The sequence below is a fragment of the Micrococcus sp. H39-S4 genome, from assembly GCF_027158145.1.
In the GTDB taxonomy this organism is placed as follows: Bacteria; Actinomycetota; Actinomycetes; order Actinomycetales; family Micrococcaceae; genus Micrococcus; species Micrococcus luteus.
On record NZ_JAPVLT010000003.1, the window covers coordinates 256,108 to 271,492 of the forward strand.

15 protein-coding genes are annotated in these 15,385 nt (G+C 69.3%); 9 read left to right on the forward strand and 6 right to left on the reverse strand.

All coding sequences use genetic code 11. The annotated features are described in order from the left end of the window. Positions 1-22: 22 nt before the first annotated feature. Positions 23-598 (reverse strand): hypothetical protein, encoded by a 576-nt coding sequence (locus O3T09_RS05000; RefSeq protein ID WP_269295409.1) that lies wholly within the window; start codon positions 596-598, stop codon positions 23-25. Between the two features lie 344 nt (positions 599-942). On the opposite strand from O3T09_RS05000, the gene rpsF reads away from it, so the two are divergent. The 5 genes from rpsF (at position 943) to O3T09_RS05025 (ending at position 4,267) form a co-directional block, all read left to right on the forward strand. Next, a complete protein-coding gene (gene rpsF / locus O3T09_RS05005; RefSeq protein WP_185194599.1) occupies positions 943-1,248 on the forward strand; it encodes a 30S ribosomal protein S6 in 306 nt (101 codons plus the stop codon). Positions 1,249-1,380: 132 nt separating this feature from the next. Further along, positions 1,381-1,980 (forward strand): single-stranded DNA-binding protein, encoded by a 600-nt coding sequence (locus O3T09_RS05010; RefSeq protein ID WP_185194598.1) that lies wholly within the window; start codon positions 1,381-1,383, stop codon positions 1,978-1,980. Between the two features lie 230 nt (positions 1,981-2,210). Continuing rightward, complete coding sequence (gene rpsR, locus O3T09_RS05015; RefSeq protein WP_002857788.1) at positions 2,211-2,450, forward strand: 30S ribosomal protein S18; 240 nt, start codon at positions 2,211-2,213, stop codon at positions 2,448-2,450. 28 nt (positions 2,451-2,478) lie between these two features. Next, the gene (rplI, locus tag O3T09_RS05020; RefSeq protein WP_095353501.1) at positions 2,479-2,940 is read left to right on the forward strand and encodes a 50S ribosomal protein L9; all 462 of its coding nucleotides are present in this window, start codon (positions 2,479-2,481) and stop codon (positions 2,938-2,940) included. 94 nt (positions 2,941-3,034) lie between these two features. Beyond that, positions 3,035-4,267, forward strand: coding sequence for an MFS transporter (locus O3T09_RS05025; RefSeq protein WP_269295410.1), 1,233 nt, complete (start codon positions 3,035-3,037; stop codon positions 4,265-4,267). Positions 4,268-4,307: 40 nt separating this feature from the next. On the opposite strand, the gene O3T09_RS05030 is transcribed toward O3T09_RS05025, so the two are convergent. Both O3T09_RS05030 and O3T09_RS05035 read right to left on the reverse strand, forming a co-directional pair. After that, positions 4,308-5,423 (reverse strand): succinylglutamate desuccinylase/aspartoacylase family protein, encoded by a 1,116-nt coding sequence (locus O3T09_RS05030; protein WP_185194596.1) that lies wholly within the window; start codon positions 5,421-5,423, stop codon positions 4,308-4,310. After that, on the reverse strand, positions 5,420-5,953 hold the full coding sequence (locus O3T09_RS05035) for an ATP-dependent zinc protease family protein (RefSeq protein ID WP_251393485.1): 534 nt from the start codon (positions 5,951-5,953) through the stop codon (positions 5,420-5,422). The genes O3T09_RS05030 and O3T09_RS05035 overlap by 4 nt, the downstream gene beginning before the upstream one ends. A 27-nt stretch (positions 5,954-5,980) precedes the next feature. Between O3T09_RS05035 and rimK the strand changes: the two genes are divergently transcribed. Further along, a complete protein-coding gene (rimK, locus tag O3T09_RS05040; protein ID WP_123243984.1) occupies positions 5,981-7,216 on the forward strand; it encodes a 30S ribosomal protein S6--L-glutamate ligase in 1,236 nt (411 codons plus the stop codon). Positions 7,217-7,231: 15 nt separating this feature from the next. Here the strand turns inward: rimK and O3T09_RS05045 are convergent, their stop codons facing one another. Both O3T09_RS05045 and O3T09_RS05050 read right to left on the reverse strand, forming a co-directional pair. Beyond that, entirely contained in the window at positions 7,232-8,458 is a 1,227-nt protein-coding gene (locus tag O3T09_RS05045) for an acyl-CoA dehydrogenase family protein (RefSeq protein WP_269295411.1), read from the reverse strand. Between the two features lie 25 nt (positions 8,459-8,483). After that, the gene (locus O3T09_RS05050) at positions 8,484-9,659 is read right to left on the reverse strand and encodes a CaiB/BaiF CoA transferase family protein (RefSeq protein ID WP_123243982.1); all 1,176 of its coding nucleotides are present in this window, start codon (positions 9,657-9,659) and stop codon (positions 8,484-8,486) included. 731 nt (positions 9,660-10,390) lie between these two features. On the opposite strand from O3T09_RS05050, the gene dnaB reads away from it, so the two are divergent. From dnaB to O3T09_RS05065, 3 genes are all read left to right on the forward strand, one after another. Then, positions 10,391-11,779, forward strand: coding sequence for a replicative DNA helicase (dnaB, locus tag O3T09_RS05055; protein ID WP_010079804.1), 1,389 nt, complete (start codon positions 10,391-10,393; stop codon positions 11,777-11,779). Positions 11,780-11,802: 23 nt separating this feature from the next. Beyond that, the gene (locus O3T09_RS05060) at positions 11,803-13,248 is read left to right on the forward strand and encodes a hypothetical protein (RefSeq protein WP_148042376.1); all 1,446 of its coding nucleotides are present in this window, start codon (positions 11,803-11,805) and stop codon (positions 13,246-13,248) included. A gap of 105 nt (positions 13,249-13,353) precedes the next feature. Continuing rightward, on the forward strand, positions 13,354-14,193 hold the full coding sequence (locus O3T09_RS05065) for a GIY-YIG nuclease family protein (RefSeq protein ID WP_123243981.1): 840 nt from the start codon (positions 13,354-13,356) through the stop codon (positions 14,191-14,193). Between the two features lie 359 nt (positions 14,194-14,552). Here O3T09_RS05065 and istB read toward each other — a convergent pair whose 3' ends face one another. After that, positions 14,553-15,347: an IS21-like element helper ATPase IstB gene (gene istB / locus O3T09_RS05070; protein ID WP_269295413.1), complete on the reverse strand. Its 795-nt coding sequence runs from the start codon at positions 15,345-15,347 to the stop codon at positions 14,553-14,555. Positions 15,348-15,385 lie beyond the last annotated feature (38 nt).

Consider the following 15,385-nt stretch of genomic DNA (forward strand, 5'->3'; position numbering starts at 1 on the left):
CGTCAGCCGGCGGAGCCTGGGGTCACAGCTGTCGGTAGGTGCCGACATTGACCAAGGGCGTGCCGTTCACGACGGCACTGCCGCGGCCGTTGACCGACACGCCGGCGAGGGTCGTGCTGCAGTTGCTGTACCACCCGATGATCGGCAGGGTGATGGTGCCTGAGACGGGGGCGGGTACCGGGGTGGAGAGCTTGCTGACGTAGCGGTAGTACTGGATTCCATTGTTGGTGTACAGGACCGGACTGCCGGTCCCGGAGACCTCACGGACGGGGGTGCTCCAGGACGGTGTAGCGCTGCTCGTCCAGGTGAAGGTGGTGGGGTTCTTCCCAGTCTCCATCGCATCCACCATGTCCTTCTGCACCAGGACGGAGGCGGTCACATCCGTCACCGTGGAGCCGGCTTGCACATTGACGATCCGGTAGTAGGTATTGACGTTGTCCGTAGTGACGCTCAAGCGGGAACCCGAGCGGCATTCCGACACCGACGCGCCGGGCACGGCTGCCTGGGTGCCGCGGGTGACCAGGAACGAGCGGTCGATCCGCGGGGGAGGGCTGGCCGCCTCGGCGGGGGCAGCGGCGGCGGCGACGACGGTCGGCACCGCCCACGCGAGGCTGCTGGCGACTCGGCGGCGGGAGGGGACGGACTGGGACGGCTGGGGCGCTGCCGACGTGGACTCTGACATGGGATGCTCCGAAACGTGAGAGGGGTTTGACGCAGGATGTGTGTCCTCCTTCCAAGGTACGTCGTCGTCGACCGAGGGCAAGCCCCGGCCACCCCACTGCCCCCTAGGGGTGGCACCTCATCTGCGGAGGCGCAGTGCTGGTATTCTTGACGGGATCCCCTGCGTGCCGCCGAAGAGTGCGGATGCATGCGTAAGGGGAGAACGCAGAACCTCCTGCCGCGGAGAGACCGCGGCCGCAAGCCCAGAGGAGGTGGGTTCGCATGCGTGCTTATGAGCTGATGGTGCTGATCGACCCTGAGGTCGACGAGCGCACCGTGGAGCCGACCCTGAAGAAGTACCTCGAGGTCGTCACGAACGCCGGCGGCACCGTCGACAACATCAACGTGTGGGGTCGCCGCAAGACCGCCTACGAGATCCAGAAGAAGTCCGAGGCCATCTACGTGGTCGTCAACTTCCAGTCGGAGCCGGCCGCCACCCAGGAGCTGGACCGTCTGCTGAACCTCAACGAGACGATCCTGCGCACCAAGATCATTCGTCCGGAGGAGCAGAAGATCACCGCTGAGTGATCCTCGTACCGTGTCCGGAGGGTCTGAGAGCATCGGATCAGTCCCCGACGCCCCCACCGGAACCCCGCTGAGCAGTCCCGGATCCCCGGATCCGGTCACTGACCGGCAGAACCCCCGAAGACAGGAGTGACCATGGCAGGCGAGACCGTCATCACCGTGGTCGGCAACCTCACCGCCGACCCGGAGCTGCGCTTCACCCCGAACGGCGCGGCCGTCGCGAACTTCACCGTCGCGTCCACGCCCCGCACGTTCGACCGCCAGACCAACGAGTGGAAGGACGGCGAAGCGCTGTTCCTGCGCTGCTCGGTCTGGCGCGAGGCCGCGGAGAACGTGGCGGAGTCGCTGACCAAGGGCATGCGCGTGATCGTGCAGGGCCGCCTCAGGGCGCGCTCCTACGACGACCGGGACGGCAATCGTCGCACCAGCTGGGAGCTGGACGTGGACGAGGTCGGCCCGGCGCTGCGGTTCGCCACGGCCAAGGTCACCCGCGCCCAGCGCGGCGGCGGCGGCGGTGGCTTCGGCGGCGGCCAGCAGGGGGGCGGCTTCGGCGGCGCCCCGGCCGGCGGCGGCTTCGGGGGGAACAACGACGGCGGCTTCGGCGGCGCCCAGCAGGGCGGCGGCTGGGGCGGCCAGCAGCAGGGCGGCGGCCAGGCCGCACCGCAGGACCCCTGGTCCGGCGGCGGCGGTGGCGGCGGATGGGACACCCCGTCCTCCAACGAGCCCCCGTTCTGATCCTGCACTGACCGGGTGCGGCCCCCACAGCCGCGACGGACACGGAACACCACGGACCTCTCCGTCCGGGCGCACCTCGCCCGGAGGGCCGCCCCGGCGGCCCATCCCCCTCGCGACCCGGCACCGCCGGGCCGCACTGCACACGGCCCCGTGCCCCGCACGGGCCGCCGCGTGATCCCATCCCGCAGAACCGTTCTGCGGGCTCCAGAGAACTCTGAAGGAGCACCACGATGGCGAAGGCTGAACTCCGCAAGCCCAAACCGAAGTCCAACCCGCTCAAGGCCGCCAAGATCACCGAGATCGACTACAAGGACGTGGCCCTGCTGCGCAAGTTCATCTCCGACCGCGGGAAGATCCGTGCCCGTCGCGTGACCGGCGTGACCGTCCAGGAGCAGCGCAAGATCGCCCAGGCCGTCAAGAACGCCCGCGAGGTGGCCCTGCTGCCCTACGCCGGCGCCGGCCGCGGCTGATCGAGCGAGCGAAGGAAGGAACACCCAGATGGCAAAGCTCATCCTGACCCAGGAAGTGGCCGGTCTCGGCACCTCCGGTGACGTGGTCGAGGTCAAGAACGGGTACGCCCGCAACTACCTGCTCCCGCGCGGTTTCGCCACCGTGTGGACCAAGGGCGGGGAGAAGCAGGTCGAGTCCCTGCAGAAGGCCCGCGCGGCCCGCGCCGTGGCGAACCTGGAGGACGCGCAGGCCCAGGCCGCGCAGCTCCAGTCCGCCACCGTGAAGCTCGAGCGCACCGCCGGTGCGGAGGGTCGCCTGTTCGGCGCCGTCCAGACCGCCGACGTCGCCGAGGCGATCGAGGCCGCCGGCCTCGGCTCCGTGGACAAGCGCTCGATCACCCTGCCGGCGCACATCAAGTCCGTGGGCAACCACGAGGCCCAGGTCCGCCTGCACGAGGACGTCATCGCGACCGTCCAGCTGCAGGTCGTGGCCTCCAAGGCCAAGAAGTGATCAACCGCTTCTGAGCCCGTCGCGCCCGCGACGCGCACCCGAGGCCCCGGTCCGCTCTTCACGAGCGGGCCGGGGCCTCGTGCCGTGGGGGAACATGGAGATCATGCCCTCCGCCCCACCGCCCTCCGACCCCGCCGGCTCGACGGCGGCCCCGCGCCCGCCCCTGTGGACGCGCCCGTTCATCCTCGTCAGCGCCACCTACCTGTTCGTGGCGATGATCTTCTACACGCTCATGACCGCGATGGCGCTCTACGCCGTCACGTCCTTCGGCGCGTCGGACGCGGAGGCCGGCGTCGTGGTGGGGGCGTTCGTGCTGGGCGCGGTCCTCACCCGCATGACGACGACACCCGCCACCTTCGCGTGGGGGCGGCGGCGGGTCCTGCTCGTCGCCTTGGCCTGCTACGTCCTCACGACGGTGGCGTACCTCTGGGCGGACTCCCTGGCCGCGCTGACCGCGGTGCGGCTGCTCAACGGCATGTGCTTCGGCGCGGCCGGCACCGCGCTGGCCACGGCCGTGCAGCGGATCGTCCCGCCCGTGCGCCGCTCCGAGGGCACCGGCTGGTTCTCCACGTCGATGACGCTCGCGGGCGCCGTCGGGCCGATGGTGGCCCTGCAGCTGAGCACCACCCTCGGCTACGACGCCCTGTTCTGGGCGTGCATCGGCTTCACGGGCATGGCCCTGCTGATCGCCCTGTTCCTGCGCGTGCCCGAGCCGCCGCTGACGGGCCGGTTCCGGCTGCACCGGGCGGACGTGTTCTCCGCGGAGGTGGCGCCGGCGGCGGGCGTGGCCCTGGCCTCCGGGTTCATGTACGGCGGCATCCTCGCGTTCATGGCCACGTTCGCGCAGCAGCAGGGCTACCCGGCGATGGTGCCGAGCCTGTTCTTCCTGCTCTTCGCCGCGGGCACCATCGTGGGCCGCGCCGTCCTGGGCGTGCTGCACGACCGGCACGGGGACAACGCCGTCGTCTACCCGATCCTCGCGGGGATGGCGGTCTCCTACGCGGTGCTGGCGCTGTGGCGGGAGCCGGCGGGCATGCTCGCGGCCGGCGCCCTGCTGGGGCTGACCTACGGGCCCGTGGTGAGCGTGTTCCAGACCATCGCGATCAAGGTGGTCCGGCCCACCGAGATCGGCGTCGCCACGGGTACGTTCTTCCTGCTCCTGGACCTCGGCACCGGCCTCGGCCCCATGGTGCTCGGCGCGGTGGTGGCCGCCGTCGGGATCCCGGTGATGTACCTGCTCTCCGGCGGCGTCGGGATGGCGCTGCTGCTCTACTACCGGCTCGTGCACGGCGGCCGGGCCATCGCCCGCCGCCCGTCCCCGGCCTGAGCCGGGCGGCTCCGACGCGCGGACGGCGCCCCGCCGCTGCTCATGCGTCCCATCCTCCGATGTGCACGAGGGCGTCGCCGCGGTGCACCAGGGGTGCCTCGGTGCGGCCGATGACCACGCCGGTCAGCTCGGCCTTCACGTGCGCGAGGCGGCGGCCGAACGAGTTGTAGAGCGCGCCGATCCGGTCCCCGGCGTTCACGCGTTCGCCGAGGGAGACGTCCAGGTGCACGAGGCCGTCCGCGCGGGCGCGCACCCACGTGGACTGCCACACCAGGTAGGGGGCGTCCTGCTCACCGTCGACGACGTCGGGGTGCACGGCGGCGGTGTCCTCGCCGGTGGCGTCGGTCGCCTCGGGCACGTCCGTGGTCCGCTCCTCGGGGACCTCGCCGGGCAGCGGACCGGGGGCGTCGACGACGGCGTCCGGCCCGGGCTCGGTGAGCCCGACGTCCGCGGGATCCACCATGTCCAGGGCCGCGAGCACGCGCAGGACCCCGTCCACGCCGGGGGCGATCGCGTACTCGTCGAACCGCCAGGCCTCACCGGCCTCGTAGAGCAGCACGCGCGCGCCGGTCTCGCGGGCCGCGGCGCGCAGGGAGCCGTCCCGCAGGCGGGCGTGGAAGAGCACGGGCGCGCCGAACGCCTCGGCGAGCGCGCGGGTCTGGGGGTCCTCCAGGTCGCAGCGGATCTGCGGCAGGTTGGAGCGGCGGTCCGCACCGGTGTGCAGGTCGATGCCCACGGTGCAGCGGCCGATCACCTCGGTCATCATCAGGTGCGCGATGCGCGAGGCCAGCGAGCCCCGGGCAGAGCCGGGGAAGGAGCGGTTCAGGTCGCGGCGGTCGGGCAGGTAGCGGTCCCCGGCCATGACGCCGAGCACGTTGACGATGGGCACGGCCAGCAGGGTGCCGCGCAGGTGCGTGGGCTGCAGGCGCTCCAGGACGCGGCGGACGATCTCGACGCCGGCCACCTCGTCCCCGTGGATCGCGGCGGAGACCCACACGGTGGGCCCGTCCTCGCGGCCGTGCAGCACGTGCACGGGCAGGGTGACGTCCGCGCCGGTGACGAGCTGGGAGATCGGCAGGGACAGCTCGTGGCGGCGGCCTGCCGGGATCTCGACCCCGCCGAACGCGAAGGGGGCGCGGGCGGGGCGACGGCTCACGCGCGTCCCCGGTTCCGGCGGCGCACGCCGCGCGGCGGCTGCCCGCCCACGTACGAGGCGGCGGGGTCCACGAGGAGGCCGCCGGCGGCCAGCGCGGTGCGCCCCACGAGCATGCGGAAGCCCATCTCGTCCCGGTCGGTGAGCGTGACCTCGGCGTCCACGGTGCGCCCGGCCAGACGCAGCGGCATGAGCACCACGAACCGGTCCTGCACCTCGCCGTTGGAGGAGCGCACGGTGCGCACGTCCTCGACCGGCAGGTCCACGGTGCGGGCGTCCGCGGTGGACCCCTGCCACGGGTGGACCTCGAAGCGCACGCGGTCCTCGCCGTGGGGGCCGGTGTGCCGCTCGATCCGGAAGGCGTGGAGCGCCGAGGTGCGGGCACCGGTGTCGATCTTGGCCTTGATCCAGGGGGTGTGGGCGGCGGGCAGGCCGACCCATTCGCGCCAGCCCACCAGCCCCGGGCGAGCGGCGCCGTCGTCGGTGGGGGGCACGCCGTGGGGGGCAGGGGCCGTGTGCTTAGATTCAGACACGCCCCTCATCCTCCCAGGAAAGCGGTCATGAAGCTCGCCATCCTCTCCCGTTCCCTGCGCGCCTACTCGACGCAGCGACTCAAGACCGCGGCGCTCGAGCGCGGCCACCAGGTGAAGGTCCTGGACACCCTGCGCTTCGGGATCGACCTCAGCTCGGACGAGCCCGATCTGATGTTCCGTGGCCGCCCCCTCTCCGGCTATGACGCCGTGCTGCCGCGCATCGGCAACTCGGTGACCTACTTCGGCACCGCCGTGGTGCGCCAGTTCGAGCAGATGGACGTCTACACGCCCAACACGGCCGCCGGGATCATGAACTCGCGGGACAAGCTGCGGGCCACCCAGATCCTCTCCCGCCATGAGATCGACATGCCCGCCACCGTGTTCGTGCGCAACCGCGGCGAGGTGTCCACGGCGATCGACATGGTGGGCGGGGCGCCCGTGGTGATCAAGCTGCTCGAGGGCACCCAGGGCATCGGCGTGATCCTGGCGCCGACCAAGAAGGTGGCCGAGGCGATCATCGAGACGCTGCACGGCACCAACCAGCAGGTGCTCATCCAGCGGTTCGTGGAGGAGTCCAAGGGCACGGACATCCGCGCGCTCGTGGTGGGGGACCGCGTGGTGGCCGCGATGCGCCGCCGGGCCCAGGGGGACGAGTTCCGCTCCAACGTGCACCGCGGCGGCACCGTGGAGCGCGTCGAGCTCTCGCCCGAGTACGCGGAGACCGCCGTGCGGGCGGCCCACATCATGGGCCTGCGGGTGGCCGGCGTGGACATGCTCGAGGGCGAGCACGGCCCGCTGGTCATGGAGGTGAACTCCTCGCCGGGGCTGCAGGGCATCGAGGCCGCCACGGACCTGGACGTGGCCGGCGCGATCATCGACTACGTCGCGGACCAGGCCGGCTTCCCGGACATCGACGTGCGCCAGCGCCTGGCCGTGTCCACCGGGTACGGCGTCGGTGAGATCACCGTGCACGCCGGCTCCGGCTGGGTGGGCCAGTCCATCGAGGACTCCGGGCTGCTCGCGAAGGACCTGCAGGTGCTCACCCTGCACCGCGGCACCTGCGTGTTCCCCAACCCCGCGGACACCAAGGTCCTCGAGGAGGGCGACCGGCTGCTCTGCTTCGGCAAGACCGAGAACATGCGCGCCCTCATCCCCGCCCGCGCCCGCCGCCCCAAGCGCGTGCGGAAGCTGCCGGCCACTCCGATCCTCGCCTCCGTCGCCGAGGAGGCCCCGGCGCCCGAGGCGCCCGCCGACGACGCCTGAGCCCGGGCGCGGGGCTCAGCGGGCCGGGGCGAACGCGCCGATGCCCGTGAGGTGCCGGCCGAGCGTCAGCTGGTGGACCTCGTCCGTGCCCTCGTAGGTGCGCACGGACTCGAGGTTGTTCGCGTGCCGCAGCGGCGAGTGCTCCAGGGTGATGCCGTTGCCGCCGAGCATCTCGCGGGCCTCCCGGGCGATGCCGATGGCCACGCGGCAGTTGTCCAGCTTGCCGGCGGAGATCATGGCGGGGGTGAGCGGGCCGGCGTCCTTGGCGCGGCCGATCTGGTGCGCCAGCAGGTAGCCCTTGCCGATGGCCACGGCCATGTCCGCGAGCTTGGCCTGCGTCAGCTGGTGGGAGGCCAGCGGCACCCCGAACTGCTGCCGTTCCATCGCGTAGTCGAGGACGGCGTCGAAGGAGTCGCGGGCGGCGCCCATCGCGCCCCAGATGATCCCGTAGCGGGCCTCGTTGAGGCACTGGAAGGGGCCCTTGAGTCCGACGGCGGAGTCGGCCGACAGCATCGCGGAGGCGGGCAGGCGCACGCTGTCGAGGTGGATCTCGCACTGCACCGAGGCCCGCATGGACAGCTTCTGGGTGATCGCCTCGGCGCGGAAGCCGGGGGTGTCCGTGGGGACCACGAAGCCGCGCACCCCGCGCCCGTCCCCGGGCTCGCCGGTCTGCGCCCAGATGATCGCGACGTCGGCCAGGGTGGCCAGCCCGATCCACCGCTTGACCCCGTCGAGCACCCAGTCGCCGCCGGGCTCCTGGCGGGCCGTCGTCGTCATGGAGGCCGGGTCCGAGCCGGCGCCCGGCTCGGTGAGGCCGAAGCAGCCGACCGCCTCGCCGGTGGTCATGCGCGGCAGCCACTGCGCCTTCTGCTCCTCGGAGCCGTGCTTGTGGATCGCGCCCATCGCGAGCGAGCCCTGCACCGAGACGAAGGTGCGCAGGCCGGAGTCGCCGGCCTCGAGCTCCTGGGCGGCGAGGCCGTACTCCACCGCCGAGCGGCCGGGCATGCCGTGGCCCTCGTAGGGCATGCCGAGCACGCCGAGGCGGCCCAGCTCGGGGACGATCTCGCGCGGGAACACGGCGTCGTCGTACCAGCGGGCGATGTGCGGGCGGATGTGCTCGTCCACGAAGCCGCGCACCTGCAGTGCGACGGCCTTCTCCTCGGCGGAGAACAGGGAGTCCAGGCCGACGACGTCGGCGCGGCCGAGGAACGAGTCGGCCTCGGCGTGGAACGGGATGGTCATGGCGGGGGTCCTCTCTGCGGGGTGGTCAGCGGGCGTCGAGCCAGGTGTTGACGGCCGCCGTGTCCGCACCGAGCGCGGGGGGCGCGTGGCGCGGGTGCGCGACGGGTGGGTCCCACTGCACCGGGTGGCGGAACTGCCGGCCGGCGGGGGCGCCGGAGCGGTCCTGGACCTCGACGGTCGGCTCGAGGCCGAGGGACTCGGCCAGCTCGACGCCCTCGGCGACGGTGGACACGAGGCCGACCGGGAGCCGCTCGGCCTGCAGCACGTCCCGCCAGTGGGCCGCCGTCTCGGCCGAGAGCGCGTCCTCCAGGGCGGCGCGCAGCTCCTCGCGGTACTCGACCCGGCCCGTGTTCGTGGTGAAGCGCGGGTCCTCGGCGAGCTCGGGGACGCCGAGGGCCGCGGCGAAGGTGCGGAACTGCGCGTCATTGCCGATGGCGACGGCGAGCGGCGCGTCCCGGCACGCCAGCAGCTGATAGGGGGCGATCGAGGGGTGGTCGTTGCCCATCCGCCGCGGGACGACGCCGGCGCCGAGCCAGGCCTGGCCCTGGTTGGCGAGCGCCCCCTGCAGCGAGGAGAGCAGGTTCAACCGCAGGTGGGCGCCCTCCCCGGTGTGCTCGCGGCGCAGCAGGGCCGCGAGCACGCCGGCGGTGAGGTCCTTGGCCGTGAGCACGTCCACCAGGGCGACGCCCGCCTTCATCGGGGCGTCCGGTTCGCCGGTGATGCTCATGAGCCCGCCCGCGGCCTGGACGATGAAGTCGTAGCCGGGCAGATCCCGGCCCTCGCGGTCGCCGAAGCCGGAGACGGCGGCGTAGACCACGGACGGGTTCTCCCGCGCGACGTCGTCGTAGCCCAGGCCGAGGCGCTCCATGGTGCCGGGCTTGAGGTTGTGGACCACGACGTCGGCCCGGGCGGCCAGGGCGGCGGCCCGCCGCTGGTCCTCGGGGTCCTTCAGGTCCCAGCCGACCGACTCCTTGTTGCGGTTCACGGACTCGAAGTAGGTGGCGCTCGTCGCCGAGCGGGGCGGGGCCCAGTCGCGGGTGTCGTCGCCGCGCTCGGGGTGCTCCACCTTGATGACGCGCGCCCCGAGGTCCGCCAGCGTCATGGTGGCGAGCGGGCCGGCGAGGACGCGGGAGAAGTCGGCGACGAGGACGCCGTCGAGGGGGAGCGAGGCCGGGGAGGGGGCGGTGGTGGCCGGGGGCACGGCGGACTCCTCACTGTGGCGGACGACACGACGACGGGTTCCACCCAAGCACCGTGCTCGCGTTCCGTCCAATGACTCTGGGGCGGGTCACTGACGTGCGTGAGTCATCGGCGCCGGGCGGTCCGGGGCGGCCGGGAGAGGTGGGCACGGGGAGGACCCGGGGCCGCGGGCAGAGGCTGTCAACTTCGCCGTCCCCAGATCCGGGCACCTTGTCCACAGGAGTTGTCCACAGATGTGGAGGGTGTGGACGACGGTGTGGATAGGCGTGTACCAGGCGGTGTGATGAGGGCGCAAACGGGGGTGCTGTCAAGTTGGATCGATGGGGCCGAAGGGGGGTGGAGAATCTTCCTCCACAGCCCTGGGGATCGCATCGTCCCAGGTCAGAGCCGGATTCTGGGGGTGGCCGAGCGGTTGTCCCCAGCGCGGTCCCCAGGCGATCCACACGACACGCCGCCGAATCCACACGTTGTCCACAAGGCCTGTGGGAAACGCGGTTGCCCAGCCTCCACGGCGCGCGTAGTGTCGCGTGGTATCCCCAACGCGAGGGCGGGTATTGGCCGCAGGTGACCACTGACAGGCGCGCATCCGCTCGGACCGTCGCCCCGGGGACCGTCGCACCGTCCGCCTGCAGGAGGGTGTGGCGGCACGGGCGGTGAGAACAGAGGAATCAGGGCCGGGAAGACCGGCGAGGGCCGCCGTCGTGCGGGCTGTGGGAAGGGAGTCTCCGGACGTTGACTGAGAACTACGGAGACTCGGGCTCCTACGACGGCGGCCGTTCCTCTGAACGCTTCCTGCCGCCCCAGGACCTGGAGGCGGAGCGCTCGGTGCTGGGCGGCATGATGCTCTCCAAGGACGCGATCGCGGACGTGGTGGAGCTGCTGCGCGGCCACGACTTCTACCGGCCCAGCCACGAGATGATCTACGAGGCGATCATCGACCTCTACGGCCGCGGCGAACCCGCGGACGCCGTCACGGTGGCGGACCTGCTGAACAAGCGCCAGGAGCTGAGCCGCGTGGGCGGCCCCGCCGTGCTGCACGAGCTGATCCAGTCCGTGCCCACCGCCGCCAACGCGAGCTTCTACGCGGAGATCGTGGCGGAGAAGGCCGTCCTGCGCCGCCTCGTGACCGCCGGCACCAAGATCACCCAGCTAGGGTATCAGGGCGACGGCGAGGTCGAGGAGATCGTCAACGAGGCGCAGTCCGAGATCTACAAGGTGGCGGAGAACCGCCAGTCCGAGGACTACGTGCGCCTCGCGGAGATCATGGAGCACGCCGTCGACGAGATCGAGGCGGCCGGCAACCAGGGGGAGGGCCTGACGGGTGTCCCCACCGACTTCTACGACTTCGACGAGCTGACGCAGGGCCTGCACGGCGGGCAGATGATCGTGATCGCGGCGCGCCCCGCCGTCGGTAAGTCCACGCTCGCGCTGGACTTCGCGCGGGCCGCGGCCATCCACCACAACATGGCCACCGTGTTCTTCAGCCTCGAGATGGGCAAGAACGAGATCGCCATGAGGCTCCTGAGCGCCGAGGCGACGATCGCGCTGCAGGACCTGCGCAAGGGCACCATCCGGGACGACCAGTGGTCCAAGATCGCGGCGACCGTGGGGCGGCTGAACGAGGCGCCGTTCTTCATCGACGACTCCCCGAACATGACGATGATGGAGATCCGCGCCAAGTGCCGGCGGCTCAAGCAGAAGAACAACCTCAAGATGGTGGTGCTGGACTACCTGCAGCTCATGAGCTCGGGCAAGAAGGTCGAGTCCCGTCAGCAGGAGGTGGCCGAGTTCTCCCGTGCCCTGAAACTGCTGGCCAAGGAGCTCGACGTACCGGTGATCGCGTTGAGCCAGTTGAACCGTGGGTCCGAGCAGCGCACGGACAAGCGGCCGCAGGTGTCCGACCTGCGTGAGTCCGGCTCGATCGAGCAGGACGCGGACATGGTGATCCTGCTGCACCGCGAGGACGTATACGACAAGGAGTCCCCGCGCGCCGGCGAGGCGGACCTGATCGTGGCCAAGCACCGCAACGGGCCGACGAAGACCATTGTGGTGGGGTTCCAGGGGCACTACAGTCGCTTCAGCAACCTCGCACAGGATGGCGGGGGTTCTGGCGGGTTTTAACCCCATTCAATGCGGAGGTTGAGATGTTGAAAGTCAGCGACGTATTTGTGCCAGGTAAATTGCCTAAGTACACCTACAACCCCCGAGAAAATTCCAAGATTGAAGATCAACTAAAAGATTACCTTGATGAGCTTGGGGCTATTCTCGCCATCTCTGGCCCCACAAAGACGGGTAAGACTGTTCTGGTGAGCCGTCTGGTCCAAAATCGTATTTGGATTGATGGTGGGCTGGTCGGGTCGATTGAGGATTTTTACAGACTTGTAGTTGATCGCGCGGGCGAATTTACGACCATCGAAGTGGCTGGCGCTGACGAATACACTGCCACCGATGAGACTTCTGGCGAGGCGAATCTGTTTGGGGCTGGAAAGTTTGCCGCTAAAGACGTTACTGGTCTCAACACGACAAACTCGAAGAGTGCTTCGGTCAATCGCCCCGCAAGTCAGGTTGCAACCGATGCGCTTCGTGTCTCTGGTCACGTTCTCGTGATAGATGACTTTCACTACATCGAGCCAGCCGTCCAGACGGCAATTATTCGATTTCTGAAGCCTCTAGTCATGAATGATGTTCCAGTTGTTCTGATGTCGACCTTCCATCGCGTTGGAGACGCGGTGCGAGCGGAGTCGGATATGAATGGAAGGCTGGCCACGATCAAAATTGACTTCTGGTCCACTGAAGAGTTGATGAAGATCGCCTCACTTGGATTCGAGAAACTTAACATCATTGATGATCCGGAAGTTTCAAGTATTCTAGCTGAGAATTCATTTGGAAGTCCCCAGCTAATGCAGACTTTCTGTCGCGAACTGTGCAAGTTCAATGGAATCAGGACGGAGCAGGAGCACCCCGTGGCACTCACTCCACCGGAGCAGTGGCGCACATTTTTCGAGGCGGCGATCGATGTTGAAGAGTCGGCCGCATGGTTCGAAACGTTCTTGGCAGGACCAAAGCTGCGCGGCAAGAAGAGAAACGTATATGACCTTGTGAATGGTCAGCGACACGACAAGTATGGTGTGATTCTCTCCGGATTTAATTCCGTACTTCCGCCCCTAACTTTTACAAGTGCGCGCTTAATGGAAGAGATTCAGGTGCTTGTGGCCGGTCAGGCCCCCCGGTCCAGTGACGTCTCTGCTGGTCTCTCCAATATCTCTAAAATGGCGTTTGGCGACTCAGAGGTCGTGGATGAGACCGATTTGAGCGAAGGTGTCGAGGAGGGTCTGACTACCTCAATTTCGCTGTCGTCCCTGGACCACGCTCCGGCGAGTTCCCCTCTAAATGCGGATTCAAGGTCTAACCTGCGGTTTGCGAACGCCAAGAAGCGTCCCGTTCTGGAATATCTGGAAAAGGGAAACACGAGCTCGGTCTATATTCTCGACCCGTTCTTCGCATTTTATGTTAAATGGCACGCGCCCCAGGCCCTCTCGGAACATGCTAAACTCCGCAACGTTGCGGCAGTTGATTCACTGGAACCTTGAACTATGTGGGATGAATATTGTTCGTTAGTTGCGTTGGGCGCAGGCTCCACGTAGGGCTCATCGCAGCGGAAGGGTGATCAGGGGTCCTCGGCAGAATGGGGTCCCATGGAGTCCACCCAGCCCTTCGTCTTCTCCCTCGGTGCGGTCCTCGCCGCCGCCGGCCTCGACCCGCACGACGTCCTGGCCATCCGCCACACCTACAAGGCGTCGGGGCTGCCATCGCGGGCGGCGGCCACGCCGGAGCGCGTGCTCGCCTACACGCGGGAGCAGCACCACGTGGGGAAGTTCCCGAAGGAGCCTGCCCGCCACTGGCTCATCTTCATGGGGGAGGGCGGGCGTCGTTCTCGCCTCACCGCCGTGTACGAGAACTGCGGGGAGGCCGTGGCTGAGCGCACGGAGCGGTACCGGTACTACGACGTTGTGCCGGTGCCGCTGCTGGCGTCCCTCGAGGAGCGCCTGGTGGTGGAGTGGTCCGCAGACCCCGTGAACTGGGCCAAGCGCGGCGTGGCTGCGGCCACTTTTCCCGTCCTCGAGATCGCCGATCCCACCACCGAGGCGTTCCCCGGCTTCGACCACGTGCTGTTCAGCTACGGGGACCTGCAGTCACTGGTGACCGAGACCCGCTACGCAGGCTGGCGCACCGCCCTGGAGGCCGTACGCGGGATCTACCTGATCGCCGACGAGACCGCGGGCCGGTGCTACGTCGGCAAGGCCGACGGTGAGCGTGGTGTGCTCGGACGGTGGGAGGCCTACGCCCGTGACGGGCATGGCGGAAACGTCGCCCTCCGGGATGCCCTGGAGCTCGACCCCGACCAGCCGGAGCGGTACATGTTCAGCTTGTTGCGCGTGTTCGGCTCCAATACCCCGCAGGCCCAGATCGACGCCGCGGAGAAGCACTACAAGGAGGCTCTGATGACGCGCCGGTTCGGACTGAACCGGAACTGAACGGACGTCGTTGTCCGGGGGGAGAGAGCGAAGGGCAGACGGGAGGGGGGATGGATTGCCCGCGCCGAGCCTTGCGGAGGAGGGCAAGTGCGCCATCCAGGCACAGCAGCCATCGCTGAGTTCCTCGAATGTGACTGCCCACGAGCACACGGGGCATCCGCAAGCCGCCCGCATTGATGTCGCCGCGCGGGCCGACGTCGTCGAGGCGGGCGGGCCAGGTCTGATGGGTGTGTGTCAAGGGCCATTGAGTTCTGCCCATAGGCGGCCAGTGTTTCTTCCCGCTGGTGGCCATCAGAACTGCCCACTGGTGGCCAGCTGGTTTGCCCGTTTGGGTGGTGGTGCTGGCCACCGTGATGGGATCAGTTCAGTGGCATGACTCCCTTCCCGGCCATTGCCTGGGTCATCCGTACGGAGTCTCCGGTGGTCTGGCACACGTGGGCGTGGTGCAGGAGCCGGTCCACGGTGGCGGTGGCCAGGGTCTTGGGCATCAGCTCGTCGAAGCCGGCCGGGTGCAGGTTCGAGCTGATCGCTACGGAGCGTTTCTCGTAGGCGGCGTCCACGATGCGGTAGAGGCCCTCGGCGGCATCGTCGGCGACCGGCAGCAGGCCGATGTCGTCGATGACGATCAGGTCGGCGCGCAGGATTCGGGCGACGGCTTTGGTGATGGTGTCATCGGGCCGGTGGGCCCGGATCATCGCCCCGAGGTCCTCCAGGGTGAACCAGGCCACCCGCTTGCCCTCCTCCACGGCCTGCTGGCCCAGGGCCTCGAGGAAGAAGGTCTTGCCGGTGCCGGAGGGCCCGCAGACCACGAGGTTCTCTCTGCGCGAGAGCCATTCCAGGGTGCGCAGGGACTGCTGGGTCGGGGCCGGGATCGAGGAGGCGCCCGGATCCCAGGTCGTGAAGGTCTTGCCGGTGGGGAACCCGGCGGCCTTGCGCCGGGCGGCGAGCATGGATCGGGCCCGACCGGTGGTCTCCTCGACCAGCAGGGCCTTGAGGACCTCGGCCGGCTCCCAGCGTTGGGCCCGGGCGGTGGCCAGTACCTCGGCGGCGATACCGCGGGCGTGGAGTTGAGTCCCGCATAGTGGTGTAGCGCCCGGTGGTCGGGCACGTCGTTCCAGACGTGGACGCGGCCACCGTGTGATCCTTCGAGTCAACCTCTCACAGAATCCTCGAATGGAGTCATCACGATGAC